The 17,937-nt window shown below is 62.2% G+C and carries 18 protein-coding genes; 8 read left to right on the top strand and 10 right to left on the bottom strand.

Annotated features, from left to right (window positions below; translation table 11 throughout):
• The first annotated feature begins 103 nt into the window (after window positions 1-103).
• The 3 genes from leuS to holA are packed head-to-tail and all read left to right on the top strand — an operon-like array spanning window position 104 to window position 4,235.
• Entirely contained in the window at window positions 104-2,722 is a 2,619-nt protein-coding gene (gene leuS / locus AC3YOG_RS04695) for a leucine--tRNA ligase (protein ID WP_489934254.1), read from the top strand.
• The gene (locus tag AC3YOG_RS04690) at window positions 2,709-3,212 is read left to right on the top strand and encodes a hypothetical protein (protein WP_489934253.1); all 504 of its coding nucleotides are present in this window, start codon (window positions 2,709-2,711) and stop codon (window positions 3,210-3,212) included. The genes leuS and AC3YOG_RS04690 overlap by 14 nt, the downstream gene beginning before the upstream one ends.
• Complete coding sequence (gene holA, locus AC3YOG_RS04685; RefSeq protein ID WP_489934252.1) at window positions 3,213-4,235, top strand: DNA polymerase III subunit delta; 1,023 nt, start codon at window positions 3,213-3,215, stop codon at window positions 4,233-4,235.
• A 3-nt stretch (window positions 4,236-4,238) separates the two neighbouring features.
• On the opposite strand, the gene AC3YOG_RS04680 is transcribed toward holA, so the two are convergent.
• The 8 genes from AC3YOG_RS04680 to hemE all read right to left on the bottom strand — a co-directional run bounded on the left by AC3YOG_RS04680 (window position 4,239) and on the right by hemE (window position 12,722).
• Window positions 4,239-5,108 carry a ParB/RepB/Spo0J family partition protein gene (locus tag AC3YOG_RS04680; protein ID WP_489934251.1) on the bottom strand — a complete coding sequence of 290 codons (870 nt, stop codon included), beginning with the start codon at window positions 5,106-5,108 and terminating at the stop codon, window positions 4,239-4,241.
• Between the two features lie 10 nt (window positions 5,109-5,118).
• Entirely contained in the window at window positions 5,119-5,919 is an 801-nt protein-coding gene (locus AC3YOG_RS04675; protein ID WP_127754952.1) for a ParA family protein, read from the bottom strand.
• A 22-nt stretch (window positions 5,920-5,941) separates the two neighbouring features.
• Window positions 5,942-6,577 (bottom strand): 16S rRNA (guanine(527)-N(7))-methyltransferase RsmG, encoded by a 636-nt coding sequence (rsmG, locus tag AC3YOG_RS04670; protein ID WP_489934250.1) that lies wholly within the window; start codon window positions 6,575-6,577, stop codon window positions 5,942-5,944.
• Entirely contained in the window at window positions 6,570-8,441 is a 1,872-nt protein-coding gene (gene mnmG / locus AC3YOG_RS04665; protein WP_489934249.1) for a tRNA uridine-5-carboxymethylaminomethyl(34) synthesis enzyme MnmG, read from the bottom strand. Before mnmG ends, rsmG begins: the two co-directional genes overlap by 8 nt.
• Window positions 8,442-8,509: 68 nt before the next feature.
• Window positions 8,510-9,805, bottom strand: coding sequence for a tRNA uridine-5-carboxymethylaminomethyl(34) synthesis GTPase MnmE (gene mnmE, locus AC3YOG_RS04660; protein ID WP_489934248.1), 1,296 nt, complete (start codon window positions 9,803-9,805; stop codon window positions 8,510-8,512).
• 22 nt (window positions 9,806-9,827) lie between these two features.
• Window positions 9,828-11,093 carry a transcription termination factor Rho gene (rho, locus tag AC3YOG_RS04655; protein ID WP_127754956.1) on the bottom strand — a complete coding sequence of 422 codons (1,266 nt, stop codon included), beginning with the start codon at window positions 11,091-11,093 and terminating at the stop codon, window positions 9,828-9,830.
• 172 nt (window positions 11,094-11,265) lie between these two features.
• Window positions 11,266-11,691: a protoporphyrinogen oxidase HemJ gene (gene hemJ / locus AC3YOG_RS04650; RefSeq protein ID WP_489934247.1), complete on the bottom strand. Its 426-nt coding sequence runs from the start codon at window positions 11,689-11,691 to the stop codon at window positions 11,266-11,268.
• A gap of 5 nt (window positions 11,692-11,696) precedes the next feature.
• Window positions 11,697-12,722 (bottom strand): uroporphyrinogen decarboxylase, encoded by a 1,026-nt coding sequence (gene hemE / locus AC3YOG_RS04645; protein ID WP_489934551.1) that lies wholly within the window; start codon window positions 12,720-12,722, stop codon window positions 11,697-11,699.
• A gap of 448 nt (window positions 12,723-13,170) precedes the next feature.
• Here hemE and AC3YOG_RS04640 point away from each other — a divergent pair, with 448 nt between their 5' ends.
• The 4 genes from AC3YOG_RS04640 to dnaQ are packed head-to-tail and all read left to right on the top strand — an operon-like array spanning window position 13,171 to window position 15,921.
• Complete coding sequence (locus AC3YOG_RS04640) at window positions 13,171-13,779, top strand: Maf family protein (RefSeq protein ID WP_489934246.1); 609 nt, start codon at window positions 13,171-13,173, stop codon at window positions 13,777-13,779.
• Entirely contained in the window at window positions 13,776-14,603 is an 828-nt protein-coding gene (locus AC3YOG_RS04635) for a shikimate dehydrogenase (RefSeq protein ID WP_489934245.1), read from the top strand. The genes AC3YOG_RS04640 and AC3YOG_RS04635 overlap by 4 nt, the downstream gene beginning before the upstream one ends.
• 2 nt (window positions 14,604-14,605) lie before the next feature.
• Window positions 14,606-15,202: a dephospho-CoA kinase gene (gene coaE / locus AC3YOG_RS04630; RefSeq protein WP_489934244.1), complete on the top strand. Its 597-nt coding sequence runs from the start codon at window positions 14,606-14,608 to the stop codon at window positions 15,200-15,202.
• The gene (gene dnaQ / locus AC3YOG_RS04625) at window positions 15,199-15,921 is read left to right on the top strand and encodes a DNA polymerase III subunit epsilon (RefSeq protein WP_489934243.1); all 723 of its coding nucleotides are present in this window, start codon (window positions 15,199-15,201) and stop codon (window positions 15,919-15,921) included. The genes coaE and dnaQ overlap by 4 nt, the downstream gene beginning before the upstream one ends.
• Before the next feature lie 61 nt (window positions 15,922-15,982).
• On the opposite strand, the gene secB is transcribed toward dnaQ, so the two are convergent.
• Window positions 15,983-16,522, bottom strand: a complete 540-nt coding sequence (secB, locus tag AC3YOG_RS04620; RefSeq protein WP_127754962.1) for a protein-export chaperone SecB — start codon at window positions 16,520-16,522, stop codon at window positions 15,983-15,985.
• Window positions 16,523-16,603: 81 nt separating this feature from the next.
• The gene (locus AC3YOG_RS04615; protein ID WP_489934242.1) at window positions 16,604-17,059 is read right to left on the bottom strand and encodes an FxsA family protein; all 456 of its coding nucleotides are present in this window, start codon (window positions 17,057-17,059) and stop codon (window positions 16,604-16,606) included.
• 161 nt (window positions 17,060-17,220) lie between these two features.
• Between AC3YOG_RS04615 and AC3YOG_RS04610 the strand changes: the two genes are divergently transcribed.
• Window positions 17,221-17,934: a Tim44/TimA family putative adaptor protein gene (locus AC3YOG_RS04610; RefSeq protein WP_127754964.1), complete on the top strand. Its 714-nt coding sequence runs from the start codon at window positions 17,221-17,223 to the stop codon at window positions 17,932-17,934.
• Window positions 17,935-17,937: the final 3 nt, after the last annotated feature.

The following is a 17,937-nucleotide window of genomic DNA, read 5'->3' as shown; positions in this document are numbered from 1 at the left end:
GAGGGGTGATTTCTGATGATGGTCCGGTAGCCAAAATCCCCAATAAACGCAAGCAGCTTCGCCCTTTCGGCATACTGCGCATTTGCCCCCAAGGACTGATAGATTGAGCGGCGAACGCTATAATCCGCGCGAAATGGAACCGCACTGGCAGCAGGTCTGGGACCAGCGCCAAAGCTTTGTGACCTCCAATGATGACCCGCGCGAGCCCTATTACGTGCTCGAAATGTTCCCCTATCCTTCGGGGCGCATCCATATGGGCCATGTGCGCAACTATGCCATGGGCGACGTTGTCGCGCGCTATCACCGCGCCCGGGGCAAGAATGTGCTGCACCCCATGGGCTGGGACGCTTTCGGCCTGCCGGCGGAAAATGCCGCGATCGAGCGCAAGACCCATCCCGGCACCTGGACCCGCGCCAATATCGCGACCATGAAGGGCCAGCTCAAATCCATGGGCCTGTCCATCGACTGGACGCGCGAATTCGCCACCTGCGAGCCCGAATACTACAAGCACCAGCAGGCCATGTTCATCGACATGATGGCGGCCGGCCTCGTTACCCGCAAGCAAAGCAAGGTGAACTGGGATCCCGTCGACATGACCGTGCTCGCCAATGAGCAGGTGATCGATGGCAAGGGCTGGCGCTCGGGCGCCGTCGTGGAACAGCGCGAGCTGACGCAGTGGTTCTTCAAGATCTCCGACTTTGCCGAAGAGCTGCTCGAAGCGCTCGATGGCCTGACCGAGTGGCCCGAAAAAGTGCGCACCATGCAGCGCAACTGGATCGGCCGCTCCGAAGGGCTGCGCCTGCTGTTTGAGATGGTGCCCAACAACACCGTCAATGCCGGCAGCATCGAGGTCTTCACCACCCGCCCCGACACCATTTTCGGCGCCTCCTTTGTCGCCCTCTCCCCCGATCACCCGCTGACGGCTGAACTGGCGGGCAGCAATTCGGCGCTGGCCGAGTTCGTCGAGGAAACGCGGCGCCTCGGCACGGCAACCGAAACCATCGAAAAAGCGGAAAAGAAGGGCGTCTTCACCGGCCTCCACGTCAAGCACCCCGTGCTCGAAGGCCAGACCCTGCCTGTTTATGTCGCCAATTTCGTGCTGATGGACTATGGCACGGGCGCCATTTTCGGCTGCCCGGCCCATGACCAGCGTGACCTCGACTTTGCGCGCAAATATGACCTGCCGGTGATCCCCGTCGTGCTGCCGCCCGACGCGGACGCGGCCAGCTTTGCCATTGGCGATGAAGCCTATGTTGACACTGGTCACATCTTCAACTCGGGCTTCCTTTCCGGTCTCTCCATTGCCGAAGCCAAGACCGCCGCAGCGCAGTTCTTTGCCGAGCGGACCGTCGACGGCAAGCCGCAGGGCAAGGTCGAGGTCAATTATCGCCTGCGCGATTGGGGCGTTTCGCGCCAGCGCTATTGGGGCTGCCCGATCCCGGTGATCCATTGCGAGGTCTGCGGCACCCTGCCCGTCCCCAAAAAGGACCTGCCGGTAGTGCTGCCCGAGGATGTCACCTTCGACAAACCCGGCAACGCCCTCGATCATCACCCGACCTGGAAGCACGTGCCCTGCCCGCAATGCGGCGGCCCCGCCCGGCGCGAAACCGATACCATGGACACCTTCGTGGACAGCTCCTGGTATTATGCGCGCTTCACCGCACCTCAGGCGGAAACCCCGACGGTGCCGGCCATTGCCAATCGCTGGCTGCCGGTCGATCAGTATATCGGGGGCGTCGAGCACGCGATTTTGCACCTGCTCTATTCCCGCTACTTCACCCGCGCGATGAAGGCGACCGGCCATGTGGGGCTCGATGAGCCGTTCAAGGGCCTCTTCACCCAGGGCATGGTCACCCATGAAACCTATCGCTCGGCAGCGGGCGAATGGGTCGCCCCGGTGGACGTCGTGCTCGAAACCAGCAGCGAAACCCGCTCCGCCACGCATCTCGAAACCGGCGCGCCGATCAGCATCGGCTCGGTGGAAAAGATGAGCAAGTCCAAGAAGAACGTCGTTGATCCCGACGAGATCGTCGCCACCTATGGCGCCGATACCGCGCGCTGGTTCATGCTCTCGGACTCCCCGCCCGAGCGCGACGTGCAATGGACCGAAGCGGGCGTTGAAGGCGCCAGCCGCTTCCAGCAGCGCGTCTGGCGACTGGTAGGCGACACGGTGGCCCTGCGCGCCCAGTCGCAGGACCTCGCCCCTGTTGCCGCCGACGAAGAAGCCATCGCCCTGCGCCGCGCCGCCCACCGTGCCGTGCAGCAGGTCGCAGACGACATTGAAGGCCTGCGCTTCAACCGCGCTGTCGCTCAGATCTATGAGCTGACCAATGCCCTGGTGCGCTCCTCGGGCCTGGTGTCCGCAGCGCCTGCTGCGCGTCTCGCCGCGCTCGAGGAAGGCGTTGGCTATCTCGTGCAGCTGATCGCCCCGATGATGCCGCACCTGGCAGAAACCTGCTGGCAGGCACTAGGCCGCGACGGTCTCGTGGCCGATGCAGCCTGGCCCCAGGTCGATCCGGCGCTCCTCGTGGACAATGACGTGGTCATGCCCATCCAGGTCAACGGCAAGCGGCGTGGTGAAATCACGGCGGCCAAGGGCACCGCCCCTGCCGAGATCGAGCGCATGGTCTTGTCACTTGAAGCGATTGCCCGCATGCTGGACGGCAAGACACCGCGCAAGATCGTCGTGGTGCCGGACAGGATCGTCAATGTCGTGGTCTAGCCCGCTCCGGAGCGCATTGCTCGCTCTTGGCCTTGTCGCTGCTGCGGCCACCTTGGGTGGCTGCAGCTTCTCGCCGGTCTATGGGCAAGCCAATGCGGCGCTGGTCGAGCAGTTTGCGCTGAGCTTTGCCAAGCCGGGCAACCGGCTCGAGCAAATCATCTACCAGGAGCTGGCTGAAAGCTTCAGCAATTCGGCCACTGCTACCCCTCGCGAGGCCCGCGTCAGCCTCGCAGTAACCTATGCCGATGCGGCGCTGTCGCAAACTGGCAGCCCCTACAAGCCGCTCGAAGTGACCATTACCGGCACCCTGACCGTGGCAGCCTTACCAAGTGGCAAGCCGATCGTGCTCACCCGCACGGCGACAGCGAGCTTCACCAAGAATGATCAGGTTCTGGCCGATCGCATGGCCGGCACCGAAGCCGCGGAACGCGCGGCCCAATCGGTCGCCGAGTCACTGCGTCTCGGGCTCCTGGCCGTCCTGTCGCGCTAGATGAGCGCGCTCAAGGCTCATGAGGTCGCGCGCTATCTCGCCCGGCCCGACCTCCGCGAGGGCATTTTTCTCGTCTACGGGCCCGACACCGGGCTCGTTCGCGAAACCGCGCAGACCCTCATCCGCCGCCTCAGCGGCGATGATCCCGAAGCCGCCGATTTGATCGTGCTGGACAGCGCCCAGCTCGATGCCGACCCTTCCCTGCTGGTGCTCGAAGCGCGCAGTACATCGCTGTTTGGCGGCAAGCGCATCATCCGAGTTCGGGGCGCCGGCAAAAGCCTTGTCATGCCGCTGACGCAGTTACGCGATGATCCCGGCGGCTCCGCCATCGTGCTCGAAGCCGGCAATCTGGCCCCGCGGGACGCCCTGCGGGCCCTTGTGGAAGCAGCCAAGCTCGGTCGCGCCCTGCCCTGCTATGCCGATACGGACGAGACCCTTTCCGCCCTCATCCGCGAAACCTTCAATGCCCAAGGCATTAGGGCGGATGGTGACGTGGTCTCCACCCTGCTCGAAATCTTGGGCAATGATCGTGAAGTCACCCGGCGCGAGCTCGACAAGCTCAGCCTTTATGCTGCGGCGAGCAAGCAGCTGACGCGCGAAGATGTGCTGCGCCTGTGCGCCGACAACGGTGCACTGGTAATCGACGCTATCATCGATGCGACTGCTGGCGGTCATGCCGAGCGTTTGGAACTGATGCTCAATCGAGCTTTGAGCGGCGCCGTCGATCCCCAGCGACTGCTCGCCACGACGACCATTCACTTCGCCAATCTGCGGCGCTGGCGCACCGAAGTCGACAAGGGCCGCAGCCCCCGCGATGTCCTGGATAGCTTGAAGCCCAAGCCGCATTTCTCGCGCCGCTCGAGCCTGGAGCAGCAGCTGCGGCTTTGGTCTGATACTGCACTAGGCACGGCGTTGGAGCGGCTCCTGCTCGCCACCGGGGAGTCGCGCCGTCGTCCGGCCTTGGCCGAACCGGTGCTGCGCCGTGCTTTGCTGAGCATCTGCACGGCGGCCGCAAGCCATTAAAGCCTAGTTCCCGGCGCCAGTCAGCCGATGGCAAATGCCGTCGAGTTGTTCCATGGTCTTGTAGCGAATCTCGATCTTGCCGCCCTTGTCGCCATGATTGAGCGACACCGATAGGCCCAGCGCGTCCGACAAACGTCGCTCCAGCGACACCGTATCGCTGTCGCGCTCGGTTGGCGTGCTGCGCTTCTTGGGCGCAAACTCACGCTGTTGGCTCAACGCCTCGGCCTCACGCACGGAAAGGCCTTCATCCACGATCTGCCGCGCCAGTCTGGCCGGATCTTCCGCCGTGATCAGAGTGCGGGCATGGCCCGCGGTCAAATCGCCGCTCGAGACCATCTCCTTGACGTCTTCGGGTAGGCGAAGCAGCCGCAGCGTATTGGCGACATGCGAGCGGCTCTTGCCGATCACCTGCGCCAGATCCTGCTGGGTGTATTCGAACTGCTCCATCAGTTGACCATAGCCCATGGCCTCTTCGAGCGGATTGAGATCGGCCCGCTGCACGTTCTCGATGATGGCGAGCTCGAGGGCTTCCTTGTCCCCGACCTCCCGCACGATCACCGGCACATCATGCAGCCCCGCCTTTTGGGCGGCCCGCCAGCGGCGTTCGCCGGCGATGATTTCGAACAGATGCGGATCTTCGCTCGGGCGCACCAGCAGCGGCTGCATGATGCCTTTCTCGCGAATGGAATTGGTCAACTCTTCGAGCTGATCGGCATTGAAGGTACGGCGGGGATTGGACCGGTTGGCAATGATGAATTCGACCGGGAGGCGCTTAGTCCCCTGCATGTCGGTGACCCGATTGCCTTCCATCGTCGCCATATCGCCGATCAAAGCCGCAAGCCCGCGGCCGAGCCGCGTTGGTTTATCGTTCATTAACGCTCTCCTAAGCCGCGTTGAGCTGGCGCTCGCGCCGAATAACTTCAGTGGCCAATCGCAGATAGGCCTGGCTGCCCGCACATTTCAGATCATAGAGCAAGGCGGGTTTACCATACGATGGTGCTTCACTCAGGCGCACGTTGCGCGGAATGACCGTGTCATACACCAATTCGCCCATTTCGCTGCGCACATCATGCAGCACCTGCTCGGACAAATTGTTGCGGCGATCGAACATCGTCATCACCACGCCTTGGATCGACAGGCGCGGATTGAGCGTCGAGCGGATCTGCTCGATGGTCTGCAGCAGCTGGCTCAAACCCTCAAGCGCAAAGAACTCGCATTGCAGCGGCACCAGTACAGCGTCGGCGGCGACCAGCGAATTGATGGTCAAGAGGTTGAGCGAGGGCGGGCAGTCAATCAGCACATAGCTGATCGCCTGGTCATTGATCTTGAGGTCACCCAGAGCTTTGAACGCGTTGCGCAGCTTGAAGGCGCGGTCTGCCTGCGCGGCAATGGTCAGCTCGACGCCAAGCAAGTCCATGGTGGATGGAACGATCGCCACATTGGGAACGCTGGTCAAAACAGCCGACTCGACCACGGTCGCTTCGCCCACCAGCAGGTCGTAGGCGGAAATCTCGCGTTCGTTGCGGGCGATACCAAGACCGGTGGAAGCATTGCCCTGTGGATCGAGGTCCACGATCAGCACGCGTTCGCCAATGGCAGCGAGAGCGGTGGCCAGGTTGATGGCGGTTGTAGTTTTACCCACGCCGCCTTTCTGGTTCGCCAATGTGAGAATACGGGGTGCCAAATTCGCCTCCAGTACACCGCTGCTAGCGAGATCTCAGTCCGGTGAGTTCAAGCAGCACGCCATGCGGATCAGTGTCGCTTTGCGCTACTACCACGTCGAATGCCCATAAAGCACGCGATTCGCTGATCTCTTCACCATATTCGCGGCCTTTGTGTAGCAGTGCACGGGCGTGCGGGCCGAAGAACGGCTGCATCATGCCGCAGAGCTGCGGTAGTGCCGCCAAGGCGCGTGAAGTGATCACGTCGGGAATCGCTGTTTCACGTGAATCAATCTCGTTGCTGCGCTTGGGAATCACGGTGACGGCGAGGCCAAGCTCGCGCGCTACGGTGCGCAGGAAGCTTACCTTGCGGCCTGTGGGTTCAACCAGGGTGAACTGCGCCGGGGTGTCCTTCAGCGCGATTGCCATTGGCAAAGCTGGCAGCCCGCCCCCGCTGCCGAGATCGAGAAAGTTCCGGTCTTCTGCCCGAACAAGAGCCAGAGTTTGCAGACTATCGGCAAAGTGGCGCGTCCAGACCTGGTCCAGTGTTTCACGTGAAACCAGATTCTGCACCGCCTGCCAGCGCCGCAACAGACTCTCATAATCCTGCAGATCGGCCTCTACTTCGCCCTGACTACGAGAAAAATACTGTGCGTAGCGTTCTATACTGCTGTTAGGCACTGGCACGCTGCCTCACATCTCCACGTCGGATGGCCGCCAGAACCAGGGTGATCGCGGCCGGGGTAACGCCATCCACTGCCTGTGCCTGAGCAATGGTCTGGGGTCGCGCCTTAGCGAGCTTCTGGCGCAGCTCACTCGAAAGACCGGGCAGCGTCTGATAATTGAAATCATCGGGAATACTGCGTTGCTCGTCCCGCCGCACCGCCTCAATGTCCTTGCGCTGCCGATCGAGGTAGACGGCGTATTGCGCATCCACCACCAACTGCTCCAGCGTTGGCGCAGCTATGCTGTCAAGTTCCGGCCAGAGCTTGCGCACGTCATCGAAGGCAACGTCCGGATAGGACAACAGCTCAAAGGCGGAGCGCGATTGCCCATCGGCATTCACAGCAATCCCGGCCCGTCGTGCCACTGTGGGGCTGACGCGAAGGGTCTGGAGCAACGACCGCCCCGTATCGAGGGCTGCCGCCTTCGCCTGGAACATCTGCGAGCGCTGCTGACCCACGAGCCCGCACTCGATCCCCAGCTGGGTCAAACGCTGATCGGCATTGTCGGCGCGCAGGTGCAGCCGGAACTCCGCCCGCGATGTGAACATGCGATAGGGCTCAGTCACGCCGCGGGTGACCAGGTCATCAACCATCACCCCGATATAGCTCTCGGTACGCGACAGGACCAGCGGGGCCCGTCCCTGCACCGCCGCCGCAGCATTGGCACCGGCCAGCAAGCCTTGCGCCCCTGCCTCCTCATAGCCCGTTGTCCCGTTGATCTGCCCCGCCAGGTACAATCCGGGCTGGCGCTTCAGTTCCAGTGTGGCGCGAAGCTCCCGCGGATCAACATAATCATATTCGATTGCGTAGCCTGGGCGAACAATCCGCACCTGCTCCAGTCCGGGCATGGAGCGCAGGAAGGCCGCCTGTACGTCCTCGGGTAGCGAGGTCGACAAACCGTTGGGATAAACCGTGCTGTCGCCCAAGCCTTCTGGTTCCAGAAAGATCTGGTGGCTATCGCGATCGGCAAAGCGGACGATCTTGTCCTCTATCGACGGGCAATAGCGTGGCCCACGGCTCTGGATGCGACCGGAATACATCGCCGAGCGATGCAAATTCTCGCCAATGATGCGATGCGTATCGGCCGTGGTCCGGGTAATGTGGCATTCCACCTGCGGCGTCGTGATTGCAGCCGTAAGCATGGAAAAGGGCTCAGGCGGCGTATCACCCGGCTGGGCTTCAAGCTGCGCGTAATCAATGGTGGTGCCATCCAGCCGCGCCGGCGTGCCGGTCTTAAGCCGGCCAAGCTGCAGACCGAGTTGCTCCAGCCGCGCCGACAGCCCAAGCACCGGCCCTTCCCCGAACCGCCCAGCCGGCGTGGTTTCTTCACCCCGATGGATCAAGCCCCGCAAAAACGTGCCGGTGGTCAGCACCACGCTTCTGGTGCTGAAACAACGCCCATCGAGCAGAACTACCCCCGACACCTTGCCGTCACTGCCAACGCTGATGTCATCGACTTCGCCCTCGATGACCTGCAGGTTCGTCTGCGCAGTAATGGCTGCCTGCATAGCCTGGCGATACAGCTTGCGATCCGCTTGGGCGCGCGGCCCGCGCACCGCCGGGCCTTTGCGCCGATTAAGCACCCGGAACTGGATGCCGGCGGCGTCGGCAACGCGGCCCATCAAGCCGTCGAGCGCATCGATCTCGCGCACCAGGTGTCCCTTGCCCAAGCCGCCGATGGCCGGATTGCAGCTCATCTCGCCAATGGTGGCGAACCGATGGGTGATCAACGCCGTCGGCACACCCATGCGGGCTGAGGCGGCCGCGGCCTCACAGCCGGCATGGCCCCCGCCCACCACGATCACTCCGAACTCAGTCATTCCGCAAACTCCAACAACCCGTGAAGCAATGTTCCACGTGAATCATTGCCGGCATCGCACAGCCCGGCTTACTTGCCGATACAGAAGCTTGTGAACAGGCGATCCAGTACCATTTCCGGATCGAGCCGGCCCACCAGCCGCTCCAGGGCACTCGAGGCCAACCGCAACTGCTCAGCCGCAAGCTCGGGTTCATCGAGCAGCCGCGTGGCCCAACCCATTGCTTCCCGTGCCGCCACCAAGGCTGCACGATCGCGCTCGCGGCTCAACAGCGCCGGCTCGCCGCCGGTGTAATCTTGCCCTAAATCAGCTAGGCGCTGCAACAACTGCTCCACGCCGCTGCCATCCAGCGTCGACACTGCCAAATCAGCATCTGGGCTCACCTGACCCATGTCGGCCTTGGTGCTGACCCGCAGCAATGGCGCCAAATCTGCCGGGGGCTCAACGGGCTCGATGTCCGGCGCCTCAAGCCAGAGCACGAGGTCGGCACTCTGCATGGCTTGACGGGCCCGGCGGATGCCTTCTGCTTCGGCCTTGCTGTCGGTGTCACGCAACCCCGCGAGATCGAGCAGCACGAATAGCTGCCCACCAATATCAAGCGGCACTTCGCGCACATCGCGCGTCGTGCCCGCTTCATCGGTGACAATGGCAATGTTCGAACGCGCCAAGGCATTGAGCAGACTGGACTTTCCCACATTGGGGGGGCCGGCCAGCGCCACGCGAATACCCTCGCGCACGATTCGGCCATGCTCGACGCTGCTCAGCGCTTGGGCGATTTCTTGATCAAGCGCCGCAATGCTACGACCAAAGCCTTCCGGCAGGGCCTCCCCGACATCGCCCTCGTCGGAAAAATCGAGCCGCGCTTCGATCTCGGCCCGCAGATCGAGCAGTTGCTCGCGCCAGCCGCCGATCTTGCTGCTAAGCCCGCCTTCAAGCCGCGCCAGCGCTTGGCGACGCTGGTTCTCGGTTTCCGCTTCCAGTAGGTCGCCGAGCCCTTCGACTTCGACGAGATCGAGCTTGCCGTTCTCGAAGGCGCGCCGGGTGAACTCACCAGCTTCGGCGAGGCGTGCCCCCTGCTCCACGAGTAATTTGAGAATGGCGCGCACGCCGGCCGGCGATCCATGCACCTGCAATTCGGCGCAATCTTCGCCGGTAAAGCTCCTGGGGCCCGGGAAAAACGCCACGAGACCCCGATCGAGTGCCGTGCCGGCACCAATGCTGCGCAAGGTAAGCTGCCGCGGCTTGGGCAAGACGCCTGTCACCGCCAGGAGCAGCTCTTGCACGGCGGGACCCGAGAGCCGGATCACCGCCACGCCCGAAGGCGTCGCGCCGGACGACAATGCTACAATCGTATCGCCCAGGCGCATTGATCCACCCTCGCCCCGCGGCTCAGGTATTCATCGAATCAAAGAAATCCGAATTGGTCTTGGTCTGGCGGATCTTGTCGGTGAGGAATTCCATGGCATCGATTGTGCCCATGGGCGTGAGGATCCGGCGCAGCACATACATCTTCTTGAGGATGTCGGCTTCCACCAGCAGTTCTTCCTTGCGGGTGCCCGACTTGGTGATGTCGAGCGCGGGGAAGATGCGCTTGTCGGCGACCTTGCGATCAAGAATAATTTCGGAGTTACCCGTGCCCTTGAACTCTTCAAAGATCACTTCGTCCATGCGCGAGCCGGTATCGATCAGCGCGGTCGAAATGATGGTCAGCGAACCGCCATCCTCGATGTTGCGCGCCGCACCGAAGAAGCGCTTGGGCCGCTGCAGGGCGTTGGCATCCACGCCGCCGGTCAGAACCTTGCCCGAGCTTGGCACGACGGTGTTGTAGGCGCGGCCAAGGCGGGTGATGGAGTCGAGGAGGATCACCACGTCGCGCTTGTGCTCGACGAGGCGCTTGGCTTTTTCGATCACCATTTCGGCGACCTGAACGTGGCGGCTGGCGGGCTCGTCAAAGGTCGAGGAGATGACTTCGCCGCGAACCGAGCGCTGCATGTCGGTCACTTCTTCAGGCCGTTCGTCGATCAGCAGCACGATTAGATAGCATTCGGGATGGTTGGTGGCGATCGACTGCGCGATGTTCTGCAGCAGCACGGTCTTGCCGGTGCGCGGGGGTGCGACGATCAGAGCGCGCTGCCCTTTGCCCAGCGGTGCCACGAGATCGAGCACCCGCGCCGAGCGATCGCGAACCGTGGGGTCCGGCAATTCCATGCGCAGCCGCTCTTCGGGGTAAAGCGGGGTGAGATTGTCGAAGTTGACCTTGTGGCGTACCGCCTCAGGATCTTCGAAATTGATGGTGTTGACCTTGACCAGGGCGAAATAGCGCTCGCCTTCCTTGGGGGAGCGAATCTGGCCCTCCACCGTATCGCCGGTGCGCAGGCCGAAGCGGCGGATCTGCGAGGGGCTGATATAGATATCGTCCGGACCCGGCAGGTAGTTGGCATCGGGCGACCGCAAGAAACCGAAGCCATCGGGAAGAACTTCCACCACGCCTTCGCCAGTAATGTCGACTTCGCGCTCCGCCAACTGCTTGAGAATGGCGAACATCAACTCCTGCTTGCGCATGGTCGATGCATTTTCAACTTCGTGTTCTTCTGCGAACACAAGAAGTTCGGCCGGAGATTTGGCCTTGAGCTCGCTGAGCTTCATATTCTGCATGTAGAGGATGACCCTGCGGGAAATCGAAAAGGCGGAGAGGAGGGGGGTGTAAGGCCCCGCAAGCAACCTGGGCGGTCGCGAAAGCGCGGAAGCATTTCGTTTCAGATAGCCCGGCTTGCCGCTTATTTCAAGCGACAAGCGCGGTGCAATGGCGTTTTTCGCGCCTGAACGGCTAGAACGGCCGCACGATAACAGCGATGACGATGCCGATCATCAACACGGTCGGCACTTCGTTGATGATCCGGAAGTAGCGCTGCGGCTTGGTGTTGGCGTCCGCGGCAAAGTTCTTGGTGTGGCGAACGAGAATGCCATGGCACGCCGTCAGCCCGATCACAAACGCCGCCTTGAGCCACGGCCAACCCTGGCTCCAGTCGACCGCGCCCATATGGATCATCCATAGTCCGAAGACGAAAGTGGCGATCATGGCGGGGTTGATGATCCCCTTGAGCAGCCGCCGCTCCATGATCTTGAAGGTTTCCGATTGCTCCGTGCCCGGGGTGGTGACGGAGTGATAAACGAACAAACGCGGCAGATAGAGCATGCCCGCCATCCAGGCGATCACGACAATCACATGCCCCGCTTTAACCCATTCATACATGCCCGCTACCCGTTCTTGACCAGCTCGACCAGCCGCTCGACATGAGCGATTGGCGTTTGCGGCACAATGCCGTGCCCCAGATTGAAGATATGCGGACGATCGGCAAAGGCGGCGATGATCTGGCGCGCCCGCTCTTCCATCTGCGGGCCACCGGCAACCAGCCGCAGCGGATCAAGATTGCCTTGGACCGCCATCCCGGGTGGCACCGCGTTCTGGGCAAAGCCGAGCGGAGTGGAATAATCCAGACCCACGGCATTCACCCCCGTCGCGGCGACATAGGCGGCGATGTTGCCGGCCGCGCCACGGGGAAAGCCGATGATCGGCGCATTGGGCACGCGCTGGCGTACGCCTTCGACGATCCGCCGATTGGGTTCAATCACCTGTGTGCGGAACGCTTCTTCGTCGAGATTGACGGCCCAGCTTTCAAACAGCTGCACCACATCGGCGCCCGCTTGAAATTGCGCCACGAGATAATCGATGCTGGCTTGTACCAGGATGTCCATCAAAGCCGCAAAGGCCGCCGGCTCCTGCAGCGCAAACAACCGCGCCGCCGCCTGATCGGGCGAACCGCGTCCGCCGATCATATAAGTGGCCACGGTCCAGGGCGAACCGCAAAAGCCGATCAGCGTCTTGTCGGCGGGCAGTTCGTGCTTGAGGCGCCGCAAGGTTTCAAACACCGGCGCCAGGTGTTCGAGCACCCGTTCCGGACGAAGCTGACCCAGGGTCTGCGCGGTGATGGGCTCGAGCAGGGGGCCTTCGCCTTGTTCAAAGCGAACCGATTGTCCCAGCGCATCGGGCACGACGAGAATGTCCGAAAACAAAATCGCTGCATCGAGCGGGAACCGACGCAGGGGCTGCAGCGTCACTTCCACAGCCAGATCGGGCGAATAGCACAGATCAAGGAAACCTTTGGAGCGGGCGCGCACTTCCCGATACTCGGGGAGATAGCGTCCAGCCTGGCGCATGATCCAGATCGGGGGTCGTGCCTGTCGCTCACCGAGTACGGTGGCGAGAAGAGGCTTGAGGGCCACTTGGCTCACAGTGACTTTCCCTTCCAAACCCCTGAAAAGACTCTTGTTCTTAGTATCTCTATTATCATTGCGGTGTTTTGCTCTAATTCACGGGCATCCACAATCGCTGTGGTGGCGACACAGTTACGCAGGATTGCGGCGGCGAGGCTGTGAATCCAAATCAGCGGCGTTGCTTTGAGGGCCGATGCGCAAAAGGTTAACGCGGCGTTAACCCGCGGACTCCCAGAGTCAAGCCAAAGGTTAAGGCTGTGTGAACCTGCCTCGCCGGCGGCTGGAGGGCAAAAAGTTTTCCCCAGAGTTCCCGCTGACTCTAAACGGCCCCCTCCCGGAGTCCAGATGTTAACGTTTTACTAAGCTGGTCGAACAACTCGGCGCCTGGCCGGAATCTATGAGTCAAGAACACAGAGATTGCTTGAGCTGTGGATAGCAGTGTGGAAAACATCCCGCCATGCTGATCCTTGCATCCCAAAGCGCAACCCGTAAGGCCTTGCTGATACAGGCAGGTTTGCGTTTCGCCGCACATCCTGCCGCTATCGACGAGCGCCTGACCGAAGCCACGATCCTCAACGAAGGGGGCGGGGGCAGGGCAGTCGCTATGGCCCTCTCTAGCGCCAAAGCCCTTAACATCTCCTTGCTCCATCCCGGCGCGCTGGTGATTGGCGCCGACCAGACCTTAACCTTTGGCGGACAGTTGCTGCACAAGCCAGCCGATCGCCAGCGGGCGGCCGCACAGTTGCGCCAACTCAGCGGCCAAACCCATCAACTCCATGCCGCCGTGGCGCTGGCGCGGGGAGGGGAGGTGGTGTGGAGCTTTGTTGACACCGTTGAGCTGACCATGCGCGGCATCAGCGATGCCGAGATCAAGGCGGTGCTGGATGCGGAAGGCGATGCCGTTCTGGCATCTGTCGGCTCCTATCGGCTGGAAGGGGCCTCCATTCAGCTGTTCGAACGGGTGCAAGGCGACTATTTCTCCATTTTGGGGTTGCCCCTGTTGCCCCTCCTCGGGGCGCTTCGGCGCTTTGCCCCACACCTGTTGCTCGGAGCCAGCCAGTCTTGACCCGCAAAGCCTTCGTTATCGGCCACCCCATCGGCCATTCCCGCTCGCCCCTGATTCATGGCACCTGGCTGGCCGAACACGGGATCGATGGTACCTATGAGGCCATCGACGTGGCGCCTGCCGATCTGCCCGGCTTTTTTGAGCGCCTGCGTGGTGGGGAATTTGCCGGCGGCAATGTCACCATTCCCCATAAGGAAGCCGTGTTTGCCCTGTGCGACACGGTGGATCCACTGGCGCGCAGCATTGGTGCGGTCAATACGCTGGTGGCCGAGCATGGCCATGTGCACGGCACCAACACTGATTATCTCGGCTTTCTCGGCAATCTCGATCAGGGCGCGCCGGGCTGGTCCGAGGGGCTCGATGCAGCCATCGTTCTTGGAGCAGGGGGCGCGGCCCGCGCGATCCTTGTGGCGCTGCAAAGCCGCAATATCCCGATCATCCTGCTCAATCGCACGCGCGAAACGGCCGACCGGCTGGCGCAGAGCATCGGCGGCGATATCGATGTCGCCGACCTGGAGGAGTTCAACAGCATCGCTCCATCAGCCGGTCTCGTGGTCAACACCAGCTCGGTTGGCATGCATGGCACCGGCTTTGCCGATTTTGACCTCGGCCAGTTACGGCCCGATGTGTTGGTGACCGACCTGGTTTATGTGCCGCTGCAAACTCCCTTGCTCGCCGATGCGGCCGCCCGTGGCTTGCGCATAGTTGATGGTCTCGGCATGCTGCTCCATCAGGCCGTGCCGGGCTTTGCCGCCTGGTTCGGCATCCAGCCCGAGGTCACCCCGCAATTGCGCGCCCGGATCGAAGCCACTCTGGACCATTGAACATGTATCGCCTTGGCCTCACGGGCTCCATCGCCACTGGAAAATCTGCGGTCCTCGCGGCCTTTGCGGCCAATGGCGTGCCGGTGTTTTCCGCCGATGCTGCAGTGGCCGAGCTTTACGCCGGCGCTGCCGCTCCGGCCGTCGAAGCGCTGTTTCCCGGCGTTGTCGTGGAGGGAGCCGTTGATCGCACGCGGCTATCGCTGCAACTCGCCAAAAACCCCGGAAAGTTTGACCAGCTCGAAGCCCTGGTCCATCCCATGGTGCGCAGCCGCATCGCCCAGTTCCTCGCCGATGCGGCAGCGGCGGGCGAGACCCTTGCCGTTGTTGAAGTGCCGCTCCTTTATGAGACGGGCCATGATTATAGCTTTGATGGCGTGGCTGTCACCCTGGTTGACCCCGCCATTCAACGCGAGCGCGCGCTGGCCCGCGCCGGCATGACCGTGGATAAGCTGCAAACAATTCTTGCCCGCCAGCTCCCGCAGGCTGAAAAGCAGAAGCGCGCCGATTTCGTTTTCGATACGGGCAAGCCGCTCGCGGTCACGCAGGCTGAGGTGGCGGCCCTGGTCGAAGCCTTGCGGGGCCAGCAGGAACAAGCATGAACCGAGAAATCGTCCTTGATACGGAAACCACGGGCTTGTCTCCCGCCACGGGCGACCGGCTGGTGGAAATCGGTTGTGTCGAGCTGATCAACCATATCCCCTCGGGCAAGACCTACCATATCTATATCAATCCCCAGCGCACCATGCCCGAGGAAGCGTTTCGGGTGCACGGGCTGTCCGACGAATTTCTGGCCGACAAGCCCCTTTTTGCCGAGGTAGCCGAGGATTTCTGCCAGTTCATCGGCGATGCCACGCTGATCATTCACAACGCCCCATTCGACATGGGTTTTTTGAACGCGGAACTAGGCAAGCTTGGTCGCGGTGCTCTGCGCAACACGGTGATCGATACGGTGATGCTCGCCCGTGAGCGGCACCCCGGCGCTCGCGTGAGCCTTGATGCCTTGTGCAAGCATTACGGTATCGACAATTCGCGCCGGACTCTCCACGGCGCGCTGCTCGACAGCGAGATTCTCGCTGAGGTCTATCTCGAGCTGATCGGCGGCAAGCAGGTGAGCCTGGCGCTGGTGGCGGAAAACCGCGTTTCGGGCGCCGAGGCTCTTGCGAGCTTTGCAGCCGCCCCACGCCGGCCCTTGCCCCTGCCACCTCGGCTGACGCAAGCGGAACTGGCGGCCCACGCCGCCTTCATCGCTTCGCTTGGGCCCGAGGCGCTCTGGACCCAATTCGCCGCCGACGAAGTCCCGACCCGGCTCAGCGCCTGATCAACGAAAAACCCCGGACGCGAGCCCGGGGTTTGGTTTATTGAAATTGTGCCAGCCGAACTCAGTTCGGCTTGTCGCTTTCGGCATCGGCAGCAGTCACTGGAGCGGCAGCATTTGCGCCACCCGCATTCTGCTTGGCTGCGAGGGCCTGCAGGTTCTGGCGATAGATCGAAGCGAAATCCACCGGCTCCATCATCAGCGGCGGGAAGCCACCCTGCTGGGTCACGCTGGCGAGCACCTGGCGGGCAAACGGGAAGATCAGGCGCGGGCATTCGATCATCAGCAATTGGCTGAGCTGAGCTTCGGGAACATTGCGCAGCCGGAACACGCCGCCATAGACCAGCTCCACCGCAAATAGCAGAGTGGTTTCGCGATTGGCCTTGGCGTTGAGCGTGAGCTCGACGGCGAATACTTCGTCAGCCTGCTTTTTGACGGCGACGCTGATCGAAACATTAAAGGCCGGGTTGCCGCCGCCTGCCATGATCGAACCCGGTGCGCCCGGATTCTCAAACGACAAGTCGCGAATATACTGCCCAACCAGGTTCATGCTGGGGGCGGTGCTGGCCTGGGGTGCGGCGCTGCCCTGGGTCTCGTCAGCCATGATCGTGGGTCCTCTGTCCGGTTTTTTCTTGCGCGCTGGCTAGCATCTTTGCTTCGAGCGAACAAGCCAAGCCCGGAGCGCCTATTTCTCCCGGAATTCGTCGTCATCCAGATCGATTGTATCGGGGCGATCGATCCGGCGCTCGTTCCAGGCGGTCGAGCTTTGATAGCTCGCGGTACTCACCACTGTCATGCGCTTGGCAAGGCTCCGGTAGATCCAACTGCGCACCGGCGGCAGCAGCAGGAGAATGGCGACAATGTCGGAGAAAAAGCCCGGCAGCACCAGGAGCACCGCGGCGATCCCCAGCATCATCGCATCAGCAATGGCGCGCGCCGGCATCTCGCCCCGGTTCATGCGCTGGCGCATTTGCGTTAGCACGCTCACCCCTTGCTGGCGCAACAGCACCGCGCCGAGGAGCGCCGCGAGGATCACGAGCCCCAGCGTTGGCCACAGGCCGATTGTCTGTCCCACCTTGATAAACAAGGCAATCTCGACAATAGGCAGCAGCAGCAGGGCAAACGGCAGATAGCGGATCACGCGAACACTCCTTGTTAAGCCAGATGCGGGGTGGCGCGACACAATGCAACTTGCCCGCTGGCGAACTGGTTTCGCCGTCAGCTTTGCCTATATATAGAAACACTTCGTGCGCATGCGAGCGCATCAGCGTCCTTTGCGGCGCTTCAAGCAAAGGTGCATTGATGGACGATTTTCTCGATCTGCCCACTCTCATTGTGATCGTGGTAGCCGTGATTGTTTTATTCCGGCTGCGTTCGGTGCTGGGAACGCGGACGGGAACCGAGCGTCCACCCGTCGAGCGCCGCAAACCCGCCGAGGCCGCTGCCGCCGACGATACCGTCGTGCCGCTGCGCCCGCGTGGCGCCGGCCAACCTGAACTTGATGACGAGCGGCGCGCCCGCAAGCTCGAGGCCGAGATCGAGCAGCATTCGCGCGGCAATCAGCCTTTGGCACAGGGCATGCGCGACGTCGCGGCGGCCGACCCCACCTTTACGCCCAAATCCTTCCTCGACGGCGCCAAGCAGGCCTATGAAATGATCGTGACCGGCTTTGCCGCCGGCGACCGCGCTCTGCTCAAGACGCTGCTGGAAAAGGACGTGTTTGACGGCTTCAACCGCGCTATCACCGACCGGGAAGCGGCGGGCCAGACCGTCGACTTCACCTTTGTGGGCCTGCCCAAGGTGGAAATCTCGGAAGCCGAGAACAATGGCAAGTCCGTACTCGTGACCGTGCGCTTCCATGCCGAAGTGGTTTCCGCCACCCGCGACAAGGACGGCAATCTGGTTGAAGGGAATGCCGATCAGGTGCAAACCGTCGCCGACGAATGGACCTTTGCGCGCAACCCCAAGTCGCGCGATCCTAACTGGAAGGTCGTCACCACCAGCCAGCTCGACTGACCC

It is taken from the genome of Devosia sp. Z6_126 (genome assembly GCF_058133495.1).
The sequence above is the reverse complement of the archived record's forward strand: the minus strand, read 5'-3'. Positions and strand labels throughout refer to the sequence as shown.